This window comes from Rheinheimera metallidurans, assembly GCF_036983985.1.
Classification (GTDB): Bacteria; Pseudomonadota; Gammaproteobacteria; order Enterobacterales; family Alteromonadaceae; genus Alishewanella; species Alishewanella metallidurans.
Genome location: NZ_JALAHQ010000001.1, coordinates 1,120,910 through 1,132,739, shown reverse-complemented (window position 1 = coordinate 1,132,739; position 11,830 = coordinate 1,120,910). Strand labels below are relative to the sequence as shown.

At 44.0% G+C, this 11,830-nt stretch carries 11 protein-coding genes; all 11 read right to left on the bottom strand.

Going from position 1 to position 11,830, the window contains the following annotated elements; all coding sequences use genetic code 11:
* Positions 1 to 55 precede the first annotated feature (55 nt).
* Entirely contained in the window at positions 56 to 1,300 is a 1,245-nt protein-coding gene (locus MN199_RS05350; RefSeq protein ID WP_132583098.1) for an SAM-dependent methyltransferase, read from the bottom strand.
* Entirely contained in the window at positions 1,281 to 2,045 is a 765-nt protein-coding gene (locus tag MN199_RS05345; protein ID WP_132583096.1) for a DUF1365 domain-containing protein, read from the bottom strand. Before MN199_RS05345 ends, MN199_RS05350 begins: the two co-directional genes overlap by 20 nt.
* Positions 2,045 to 3,301: an NAD(P)/FAD-dependent oxidoreductase gene (locus tag MN199_RS05340; protein WP_335738655.1), complete on the bottom strand. Its 1,257-nt coding sequence runs from the start codon at positions 3,299 to 3,301 to the stop codon at positions 2,045 to 2,047. The genes MN199_RS05345 and MN199_RS05340 overlap by 1 nt, the downstream gene beginning before the upstream one ends.
* A 25-nt stretch (positions 3,302 to 3,326) precedes the next feature.
* Positions 3,327 to 3,773 carry a nuclear transport factor 2 family protein gene (locus tag MN199_RS05335; protein ID WP_335738654.1) on the bottom strand — a complete coding sequence of 149 codons (447 nt, stop codon included), beginning with the start codon at positions 3,771 to 3,773 and terminating at the stop codon, positions 3,327 to 3,329.
* A complete protein-coding gene (phrB, locus tag MN199_RS05330) occupies positions 3,745 to 5,190 on the bottom strand; it encodes a deoxyribodipyrimidine photo-lyase (protein WP_335738653.1) in 1,446 nt (481 codons plus the stop codon). The genes MN199_RS05335 and phrB overlap by 29 nt, the downstream gene beginning before the upstream one ends.
* A 2-nt stretch (positions 5,191 to 5,192) precedes the next feature.
* A complete protein-coding gene (locus MN199_RS05325) occupies positions 5,193 to 6,134 on the bottom strand; it encodes a YbgA family protein (protein WP_132583088.1) in 942 nt (313 codons plus the stop codon).
* A 139-nt stretch (positions 6,135 to 6,273) separates the two neighbouring features.
* A complete protein-coding gene (locus tag MN199_RS05320; protein WP_132583086.1) occupies positions 6,274 to 6,570 on the bottom strand; it encodes an integration host factor subunit alpha in 297 nt (98 codons plus the stop codon).
* A gap of 2 nt (positions 6,571 to 6,572) precedes the next feature.
* Positions 6,573 to 8,960 (bottom strand): phenylalanine--tRNA ligase subunit beta, encoded by a 2,388-nt coding sequence (pheT, locus tag MN199_RS05315; protein WP_335738652.1) that lies wholly within the window; start codon positions 8,958 to 8,960, stop codon positions 6,573 to 6,575.
* A 15-nt stretch (positions 8,961 to 8,975) separates the two neighbouring features.
* Positions 8,976 to 9,956 carry a phenylalanine--tRNA ligase subunit alpha gene (gene pheS / locus MN199_RS05310; protein ID WP_132583082.1) on the bottom strand — a complete coding sequence of 327 codons (981 nt, stop codon included), beginning with the start codon at positions 9,954 to 9,956 and terminating at the stop codon, positions 8,976 to 8,978.
* Positions 9,957 to 10,066: 110 nt separating this feature from the next.
* A complete protein-coding gene (gene hda, locus MN199_RS05305; protein ID WP_132583080.1) occupies positions 10,067 to 10,762 on the bottom strand; it encodes a DnaA inactivator Hda in 696 nt (231 codons plus the stop codon).
* Positions 10,762 to 11,829 (bottom strand): DUF2066 domain-containing protein, encoded by a 1,068-nt coding sequence (locus MN199_RS05300; RefSeq protein ID WP_335738651.1) that lies wholly within the window; start codon positions 11,827 to 11,829, stop codon positions 10,762 to 10,764. Before MN199_RS05300 ends, hda begins: the two co-directional genes overlap by 1 nt.
* Position 11,830 lies beyond the last annotated feature (1 nt).

The window sequence follows — 11,830 nt, the reverse complement described above, 5'->3', positions numbered from 1 at the left end:
GAGCTTACTGAATTATATGCGAATTAATTCAGTAAGCTGATAAACTTAACTATTACTATATATAACTACGGTTGCCTGGCTTTGATAACACTAGATGCACCGCACTAGTTGAACGCTCTAAAAAACCACCCTCGCAATAGCTTAGATAAAACTGCCATAAACGAACAAAATTATCGTCGTAACCAAGCTGATGAACCTTATCGCGCGAGTGCATAAAGTTATCGCTCCAATGTTTAAGTGTGCGTGCGTAATCAAAACCGATATCTTGTAAATGGCGAACCACTAAGTTTGTGTTACGGCTTATCGCGTCGGTCATTCGGCTAACTGAAGGTAAACAGCCTCCCGGAAAGACATAGCGTTTAATAAAGTCGACTTCTTTTACATACTGCTGATAACGCTGATCTACTATTGTTATCGCTTGTAACACCATTAAACCGTCAGGTTTTAATAAACTGGCACATTTTTCAAAGTAAGTATCAAGGTATGCCTCGCCCACCGCTTCTACCATTTCAATGGACACTAACTTGTCGTATTCGCCACTAAGATCACGATAATCTTCTAACAACAAAGTAATATTATCTTGCAAGCCTAGCTGCTCTATACGCGTTTTGGCGTAATCGTACTGCTGTTGCGAAATCGTCGTAGTGGTAACCCTGCAGCCATAATGCTGGGCAGCATAGATCGCCATTGCGCCCCAACCGGTGCCTATTTCTATTAGATGATCAGTTGATTTTAACTGTAGCTTTTCACAAATAAGTTTTAATTTATCTTGCTGTGCTTGGGCTAAGCTAACGCTGTCATCTTTATAAACTGCGCTGGAATACATCATGCTGTCATCTAAAAACAAGCGATACATGTCATTGCCTAGATCATAATGCGCGGCAATATTTTTTTTCGCTTGCTGTTTAGAATTTCGATTACCCCGGTCTATTAACTTTAATATTGGCCGACCAAGCCGTGTTATCGCTGAATCAAGCTTATCTAGTGTGTCTAAATTAAGTGCAAAAATACGCACTAACGCCGTTAAATTATCGCAGCGCCAAAAACCATTAATATAGGCCTCACCACCACCAACTGAACCCGACAGCACCATTTTTCTATAAAACGCTGGCTCAAGCACCGTTATTACCGTTTTTAATTCAGCAGCGCTATCACCAAAACAATAACGCTGATTGCCTTCCACTACCGTAATATCGCCATGTTTTAGCTGACTGATAAAATCCAGTGCAAACTTACGGCATAAGCGGTCAAACCACGTCAAATTAGCGAAAACAGACGTTTCAGTTAGACTCATTGTCATGCTTTTTTTCCTTCGTTTTAGGGTGGGCGTGCACCGGTATACCTTTGAAATATAACTTCAGCGCATGCCAATAAATGCGCAGTACTACCTGTACGTTTTGCCACGGATTACGGATCAGCCAATTACGTTTCCAACTTGCCGTCAGCTCTTGCCGTTGCAGTTTAATCCACGCACTAAAAATCGGCTTATCATCCTGCGTATTACGAATACTGCAGAGTAAATTGTCATCTGGCGAGGTAATTTGCCAGTGGTACTGCATATTTATTGGGTTAAAAGGTGACACATGAAACGCTTTATCATGTCGATAACGCTGTTGGTTGCCACTTATGGTTTGCAGATAATAATGCCGCTCATTCCATGGTGTGTTTGTTACCTCGGCTAATAAATAACAAAAGTTACTCTGTGCATCAAAGCAGTAATACAAGGTTAGCGGACTAAAATACACTCCCCAATTTGCCAAAGGCGTCAGTATAAATACGCTAGTCGGTGTTAGCTCACCGCCTAGCAATTTTACCTTATCGCTCACTGCCTGAAATACCGAATCAGCACCGGCAAGATAATCTTTACGTCGGTAACTTAATGCGCCAAAACGCTGGTATTTAATACCTTTCGCCTCAAGTGACACCTTGGTAAGTTCATGGCAATCTAGCCAATAGTGCGCCAACGGATAACTAAAGCCGTGTTTACGCGGCGATACCCTTAAATGCCCTACTTCACCTTGATATACGGCATGTCCAGCTTGCATTAATACTCAACCCCCAATAAGCCGGCAACATCGACAGCGCTTCTGGCACCATCTTCATGAAAGCCGTTATACCAGTATGCGCCACAAAAATAGGTATGGTTAACACCATTTATAACATGCCGCTGTTGTTGTGCGGCCAAAGTGCGATGGTTATATACCGGATGCGCATAGTGATAGCGGCCTAGCACCTTTGAACTGTCAATTGCTGCTGAATTGTTTAACGTAACACAAAATGTCACTGGTGCTGTTATGCCCTGTAATAAGTTCATATTATAGGTTAAGGTCGCACGTTGGTTGATACTGGTGTCTAAATTATAGTTCCATGCTGCCCACGCCCGCGGCCTCGTGGGTAGTAAACGCGTATCGGTGTGCAGTATTACTTCGTTGCCCTGATAGGCGATACCGCCAAGCACATTGCGCTCGTCTTGGCTTGCATCATCGGCTAATAACTTCAATGCTTGGTCACTATGACAAGCCAATACTAGCTTATCGTACTGCTCAGTGCGGCCATCAACATAGTTAATGGTTACGCCGTTAGCATCGCGCTTAATTGAAGTAACGGTTTGACCTAACTTTACGTTTTCGCTACCAAGCTTGGCTTGTAATGCTTCAACATAGCGCTTTGAACCGCCTTTTATTACCGACCACTGCGGCCTATCAGTAATATTAAGCAAGCCATGGTTATTAAAAAATCGTAGAAAAAACCTTACCGGAAATGCGGGCATATCTGACAAACCCGCCGACCAAATAGCTGCACCCATAGGCATAAGGTAGTTATCGCGAATTGCTACGCCAAAATTATATTTTATAAGAAAGTCGCCCAAAGACAGCTCTAAATCAGCTGAATTTTCAGTTAACAAGCGTTTACCCAGCTTATTAAATTTAACGATATCACGTAACATCAGCCAGAATGATGGCCGAAATAGATTACGCCGCTGCGCAAATAAACTGGTCAAGGTATTGCCGTTATATTCAAGATTTTGTGCGCTATTCTTTACCGAAAAACTCATTTGTGTATGCTGAAACGCCACGCCTAGTTCAGCAATAAAGCGGTTAAAAATAGGATAGGTCCAATTATTAAACACAATAAAACCAGTATCTATCGCATAAAGTTTACCCTGCACTTCAACGTCAACCGTTGCGGTGTGGCCGCCCAAGTAACTATTAGCCTCGATTAGGGTAACGTCGTGTTTTCTTTGCAGCAGGTACCAGGTCATCATGCCTGCAATACCACCACCAATAACTGCTATACGCATACTACTCCTTTTGCTATAGCCTATGCTAAGCGTTGCTGTTGGCCATGCGGTGCTTTACCTTAGCGGTAAGCCAACCTAAAATTGGTAGATGTTGGAATACCATTGCATCTAAATCGTAATAATCGCGCTGATAAATTATCATATTGTCTTGCCACCTAAGTACGCTACAACCGTCAACCTCAAGTAATTTACCCTTAGCTATTGCTGGGTGAGCAAACTGCATTTTCCAGCTAATAAAACCTTGCTCTGCTTGCTCTAACTTCTCAGCAGCCGTAAACCGACACTGCTGCAACCGTTCGTAAGCATGAGCAAAATAGTGGCTTAATGCTTGTCGACCATTAAGCTGATGCACGGGATCAATAAAGGTAATATCCGCATGATACAATTGCGCTAATTGCTCTAAATTAGCGCTCGATAAATTGTTATAAAACGTTAAAAATTGCTCAATGCGTGGTGTTGGCGCTGTGTTCATACCGATTTTTTACCTCTGCAAAAAGTTCGAGTGTATATTTACGTGCTACGGCATGATCGACAATTGGTGCGGGATACGCCAAAACCAGTCCATTATTATGCGGCCAATGTATCGATTTTTCTTGCAGATGACGCAGTTCAGGTACGTATAAACGTATAAACTCGCCGCTTGGATCAAACTTCTCACTTTGGCTGGTTGGGTTAAATATTCTAAAGTAAGGTACAGCATCGGTACCGGTAGAGGCTGCCCACTGCCAGCCACCATTATTAGCTGCAAATTCACCATCAATCAGTTTTGACATAAAGTAGCGCTCGCCCCAACGCCAATCGATATGTAAGTCTTTTACCAAAAAGCTAGCGGTAATCATGCGTAACCGATTATGCATCCAACCGGTTTGGTTGAGTTGGCGCATCGCCGCATCAACTATCGGGTAGCCGGTTTTACCTTCACACCACGCTTGAAATAATGCCTGATTATTACTCCAGCGTATGCCGTTTGTTTCTATCTGAAACGGCTGATGCTTAATTAGATTTGGGTAAGCGACTAATATATGTTTATAAAATTCACGCCAAATAAGCTCTGACAGCCAAACCTCGGCGCCGCTTTTATCCTGCTGCCAACTGTCTTTCATTTCCATTTGTAATCTAGCAACGCACTGTGCGGCTGACACCACACCGATAGCTAAATACGCCGACAGCTTTGATGTGCCAGCAATGGCGGGATAATCCCGTGCATTAGTGTAATTGGCTACCTTTTCTCGACAAAACGCGCGCAGTAAATTAAGCACGTCTTGCTCTGCAACTGGCCAATCGACCGAGCTATTATCACCGGTCTGCATTGGCGTAAACTCAGGGAGCATTAATGCTGCTTGCTCAATAGTTTTAGGTCTGGGATAACACGTCACACCTTGACTGTGTAAGGCGCTTAGCCAGGTACGCTTAAATGGCGTAAATACTTTATATATCGCCCCTTGCTGCGTGCGTATAGCGCCTGGCGGCATAATGCATTGGCTATCAAACCGGATAAACTGCCCGCCCGAGCTTAATACCAGCTGTTCTACAGCAGCATCGCGCTGTTGCTCGCGTAGTTCGTATTCCGTTTGTAGAAAAACGTTAAGTACAAAGCGCTTACTTAGCGCAGCAAATATCTGCGGGGTATCCGCATAGCTGCTACCTTCAATCGCGAGTAAAGGTATAGCAAGCTCGGCAAGTTCTTGCTGTAATTGCAAAACTCGACGTCGAAGAAAATCTTGTTTTATTGCTGCCATGTCATGCAGCTGCCAGGTATCTGGAGTAGCAATAAACAAGACTAATACTTGGCTTGCAGTGCGCTTTGCATGCTCTATTGCACTGTGTAAACAGACGTTATCATAACTGCGCAAATCATTACGTAACCACACGAGGTTTAGGCTATTCATGACTAGCCCCTTAAACCTAAATTTTCTGGATAAGGTGTAAAATAACGTTGCGCTGAAACATAGGCATTGGGTCGCTGCGCTAAATGGTGCTGGATCAAGGTAATGGGCGCGAGTAACGGCACAAAACCTTGGCGATAACGATGAATTAGCTCAGATAATTCCTGTTTCGCCTGTGCGGTTAAACCTGTTTTTAAAAAGCCCTGCAAATGTTGTAACACATTTGTATGCTGCTTGCGGTTAGCAATATTTTTTAGCGCTTGCATTAATTCTAGCAAATAGCGTTGCTGCAACTCGGCGGGCGAAAATAACTTAGCTTGCGCTACTAATCGGCCCAACTCACGATAAGCTACAGGGCTATGTGCCATTACTAAAAATTTATATCGACTATGAAATGCTACCAACTTACCTACAGTAAACCCATCGGCCATAGTTTGTTGATAGTCGTTACAGCTAAACACTCGACAAATAAAATTCTCTTTTAGTGCAGGATCAAATAAGCGCCCGTCTTCTTCTATCGGTAACCAAGGGTACCTTTGCATTAGTTGTTGCGTAAATAAACCTACGCCTTGTTTGCCTAATTGATGGCCGCTCGCATCAAATAACCGTACTCGCTCCATGCCACAACTGGGTGATTTAGCGCAAACGATATAGCCGCTTAATTGATTTAACTGTGGCAGTTTTTTTTCAGTAAAGGCGAGCATGGCGCTGGTGTGGTTAATGCTATTATCGTTACTTTGCACCAATTGGACACGTAACTCATTGTCTAGCTGTAAGCGTATTGCTGGGCGCGGCGCACTCATACCAATAGCCATTTCGGGACAAATAGGCACATAACTAACCAAGGGTGCAAGCTGACTAACACAGAAACCAGAGGCCTTATGGCCACCGTCGTAGCGCACTTTTTCACCGAGCACACAGGCACTAATACCTATTTTAATTGACATAACACCACCAACTTTTTTATTTGCTAACTACTACGTACGCTAGGCCGTTTAAGTTTAAATTTAAACGCATATAACTTTGCGCATAAAAAAACGGCAGCTTGCTTACGCAACCTGCCGTTTTTTCGGATATAGCCACTAACTACTTCTTACTAGTACCCACTTCAACTCGAGCTTTTAGCTTTTGCCCCGGGCGAAATGTTACTACGCAGCGCGCAGAAATAGGAATATCTTCACCCGTTTTTGGGTTACGACCTGGCCGCTCATTTTTAACCCGAAGGTCAAAGTTGCCAAAGCCGGATAGCTTTACTTGATCACCCGACTCTAACGCCATACGGATTTCTTCAAAAAAAGCTTCGACTATCAATTTAGCGTCGCGTTTGCTGACACCAAACTTTGTAAACAAACGTTCTGCTAAATCGGCTTTGGTAAGCGCCATTCTTAATCCCTCAACGATGCGTTGAACTGTTCACTAAGCGCGTTAACCACTTGATTTATCAAGTGTTGGATATCTTTATCTTCCAGTGTACGCGCTATATCCTGCAGGGTCAGAGCAATGGCAAGTGATTTAAAACCCTCTGCCACACCTGCTCCTGTATATACGTCAAACAATTTTAGGTCAACTAATTGATTTCCGCCAACTTTTTTTATAGTAGCAGCAATATCAGAAAAACGCACCTCTGATTTTACCACTACCGCTAGATCGCGCCTATTAGCTGGATACTTTGACAGCTCCGTAGCTTGTACAATATTACGTAACCCCAAAGCCGTTACATCTAATTCAAATAGGTAAGCTTTACCTTTAATGCCCAGCTTACGCTCGGCTTCTGGGTGCAACGCTCCCACATAGCCAACCTGCTGATCATTACGATATATTGCTGCAGTCTGACCCGGATGTAATGCACAATGTTCCCCAGTTGCGAAACGAAATTCTGCACTTGCGGATGTTTGGGCCAACAGCGCTTCAACATCACCTTTTATATCGTAGAAGTCCGCCGCACGGTTTTCCATGTTCCAATGCTCATTATGCATTGAACCGACAATAACACCGCCAATTACCGGTATTTGCCGCACGCCGCCTTCAGCCGTAGCATCAGGAATAAACTTTAGGCCATATTCAAACAAACGGATACGGCTTTGCTGACGATTTTGATTATATTGCACAGTTTGCAATAAACCTGGCCATAAATTTAAGCGCATTGCTGACATGTCAGCTGAAATAGGGTTAGGTAACACCAAAGCTTCGTGTTGCGGAAATAATAGTTGCTGCACTTTAGGGTCAACAAAGCTGTAGGTTATTGCTTCTTGATAACCACGGTCAACTAACACCGTACGTAAATTCTGCACATTAAGCTGCGCTTCACAGAAAGTACGCATTTTTAAACTGGCTTTTGGCGCAAGGTTAGGAATATTGTTATAGCCGTAAACCCGTGCCACTTCTTCAATTAAATCTTCAGCAATACGCAGGTCAAAGCGATAACCCGGTATCGTTACCTGCCAGCCGTCTTGAGTTTCTTCAAGCATTAACCCCAAGCGGGTAAAAATAGCGCTAACGTCAGCTTTGGCAATACTTATACCTAAAATACGGGTTAACTTAGCTTCAGTTAGGTTAATCGTTGCAACCTTCGGCAAATGTGCTGCCGATACTGCCTCAACTACTGGGCCGGCCTCACCACCACAAATTTCAAGTAGTAATGCAGTCGCACGCTCCATTGCTGCATGCTGCAAAGTTGGATCAACGCCGCGTTCATAACGGTGCGATGCATCGGTGTGCAAACCGTATTGGCGCGCTTTACCTGCTATAGCTAACGGCGCAAAAAAGGCACTTTCTAAAAATACATCTTTAGTCGCACTGGTAACTCCGCTATGCAAACCACCGAAAATACCGGCCATAGCGAGGGCTTTTTTATCATCAGCAATAACTAAGGTGTTACTTTTTAACGTTACTTCGCTTTCATCAAGTAGCACTAATTTTTCGCCATCATTGGCCAAACGCACGCTAATGTCACCATGGATACTGGCTAAGTCAAAGGCGTGCATTGGATGACCCAACTCCAACAGCACAAAATTAGTAATATCAACAATAGCATCAATGCTACGCACACCACAGCGGCGTAACTTTTCGGTCAACCATAATGGGCTTGGCGCAGTTACGTTAACATTGCGCACTATCCGACCTAAATAACGTGGGCAGGCATCTGGCGCAGCTAAAGTAATCGCTTTTTTATCGCTAATGCTTGGTGTAATTACGCTAATAGGCGCTTCGTTTACTGCCAGCTTATTAAGCACACCCACTTCACGGGCTAAACCTTTAATGCCTAAGCAATCAGCGCGGTTAGGTGTCAAATCCACTTCAATAATACGGTCATCTAACTGTAAGTACTGGCGAATATCTTGGCCAATTGGCGCATCTTGTGGCAGTTCTAAAATACCGTCAGAATCATCTGCCATACCCAGTTCAGATAATGAACACAACATGCCGTTAGACGGTTGGCCGCGTAACTTGGCCGCTTTAATAACAAAGTCACCCGGTAATACTGCACCAACAGTTGCCACGGCAACTTTTAAGCCTTTACGACAGTTTTTAGCACCGCAGACGATATCAAATAGCTCTGCGCCACCCACATTAATTTTCGTAACTTGTAATTTATCGGCATCGGGATGTTGGCCGCATTCGACAACTTCACCTACCACAACACCTGTAAACTCACCGGCAACTTTTTCGATGCCATCTACTTCTAGACCCGCCATCGACAGCTGTTCAGATAAGTTATTGGTGTCAATGGCTGGGTTTACCCACTCGCGTAACCAGGCTTCACTGAATTTCATCTAAATTAACTCCGCTTATCTGAACTGTTTTAAAAAACGTAAATCGTTTTCGAAGAAGGCGCGTAAATCGGTTACGCCGTAACGCAACATAGTAAGACGCTCAACACCCATACCAAAGGCAAAGCCGCTGTAAACTTCTGGGTCAATACCGACTGAACGCAACACGTTTGGATGTACCATGCCGCAACCTAGCACTTCTAACCATTTCCCATTTTTGCCCATTACATCTACTTCAGCTGAGGGTTCTGTAAACGGGAAAAACGACGGGCGAAAACGAATTTGTAGATCTTCTTCAAAAAAGTTCTGTAAAAAATCGTGCAAAATACCTTTAAGCTCAGTAAAGCTAACATTGGTATCAACCATTAAGCCTTCAACCTGATGAAACATCGGCGTGTGAGTTTGGTCGTAATCGTTACGATATACTCGGCCCGGTGAAATAATCCGCAGTGGCGGCTGTTGCTGCTCCATCGTACGTATTTGTACGCCAGAGGTTTGTGTGCGCAGCATTAACTTGGGGTTAAAGTAGAAAGTATCATGATCAGCACGCGCCGGATGGTGCTCGGGTATATTTAGCGCATCAAAATTATGAAAATCATCTTCAATTTCAGGACCATGTTTAACCTCAAAACCTAACTCGGCAAAGAATGATGAAATGCGCTCGATTGTGCGTGTTACTGGATGAAAACCGCCAATGTCTAGCGTACGCCCGGGCAAGGTAACATCAATTTGTTCTTGCGCTAGCTTTTCAGCTAACTGAGCATGTTGCAGCAGATCGCGTCTGGCATTTAACGCATCTTGTACTTGCTGCTTTAATTCATTAATTTCGGCGCCAGCTTGCTTGCGTTGCTCGGGGTCCATCGCGCCCAAAGATTTTAATAATTCAGTAATACTGCCTTTTTTCCCAAGAAACTCGACCCGGATAGTTTCCAGTGCTGGAATATCTGCGGCGGCGGCAACGGCCTGCAAGGCGTTTTCCAATATTGCTGTTAGGTTCATGCGTGTCCTCAAAGCAGCTAGGTATTAATACATAACAAAGCCGCCAATGATACACCAGAATTAATGCTAAACGCAGGTTGTTACGGCATTTTTTCTAAAAAGGAGTGCGATTAATTTAAAATATCTTTGACAAAAGGGATGGTAAGTTTGCGTTGATGCACTAGCGTAGCTTTATCCAGTTTATCTAATGTAGACACTAACGCTCGAATATCGCGATCTTGATGGTTTAATAAATAGCGCGCTACTTCATCAGGCAACTCAATACCGCGAAGTTTCGCTTTTTGCTGTAGTAATTTATGTTTGTCATCATCAGTAAGTAAACGCAGTTGAAATGCAGTGCATGCTTGTAAGCGCGACACTAAATCGGCTAGCTGCAAGCCAAGTTGTGCTGGCGCTTCGTTACCAACAATGATCAGTGCTTTGCCCTGCTCTAACATTCGGTTATATAAGTCAAACACTGCGGTTTGCCAGCTTAGATCGCCCGCTATAGCTTGAATATTATCTAAACAGACTAAATCAAGTTGCTCCAAGTCATCTAATAAGCGCGGGCTAAACTGTCTGCATTCATCTAATGCCACTAACTGGCTGGTATGCCCCTGCTCTTGTGCTTGTACGCAAGCAGCATAAAGCAAATGCGATTTACCGCTGCCACTGGCACCAAATAAATATACTGGGCTTTGCTGGGTAGTTTGTTGCAGATAATTTTTTAAAAATACCACAGCCGCAGTTTGCCCGGCCGCATAAAAGCTGTCGAGCGTTTCGTCTTCCGGTAAGGTTACCGCTAAGGTGTACTGTAGTGGTTGCATTAAGGTCGAAGATACTCAAACGTTGCTAGTACTGGCACACTTACAGCATTAACCGCAGCAACGCTCTCGGCCATGTTATTACTGGCGAGAACTATCCGCAGTTTAGGGTTAAAACGCAGCGCATTGATCAAGCTTTCGGCACTTACATCACTTTGTAAGCGATAATGTACCGTGCCTAAATCAAAACGACTCACAGTCACCTCGGATATACCTACCACTTGTTGCAATAACTTTTGTACCTGTACCACGTCAGCCAAACTGTTTAACTGCTGCACTTGCAGTACATACTCTGCACTATTTTGACCTGTCATTACACTGGCATAACGCTCAGCTAATTGCCCGGCTAACACCGCAGCAAAACGTTGCATCAAGCTGGTTTCATCAATCGCGGTTACTTCATCACGATAGGTTCGGCCATCATCTTGTCGCTGCCAGCTAAGCCGGTATAAGCTTTCATTATCTTGTACTACTTTGTCAGTGGTTACGCTTAATATTACATCAGCATTATAGCGCGCACTCGCTTTACTAATTGACTGCCAAAATCCAGCCCAAACATCTGTTTCAGACAAATTAAGTAAGTCGTCCATATCGTACAATGGGCTTATTAACGGTAACCCTGCTTGCTGAAATGCCTGACGCATTACCGCATTTAAACCGTCATCACTGCGCCGAACAAAGCTGCGATTTCCATTATCTTGCTGCACAAACCACACTAAAATATCGGGCCGTAATGCGCCCCAAATGCCGATGTTATTTTGCTGTAGCAAACGATTAACCTTAGTGGCATCCAGCAGTACTTTCATCTGATTACCCTGTGCATGGCGTATCGCTTCGTATTGCTTGATGTAACCTGATGCCTGCTTTAGCTCGCTAGCTAGTGCTGGCTCTGTGGCAATATCTGCCTTGCCAGTTACACGCACTAACACTTGTAATAGCGCATCGCGCTGCCACTGCGCACTGTCAGCGGCAACATTAGCTTGATATAAATCAGCCACTTGCCCAGCATTAGCTGCAACACTCATTACCACACCCATTGCGGCCAAAACACGCCATATCCTATCTATCATT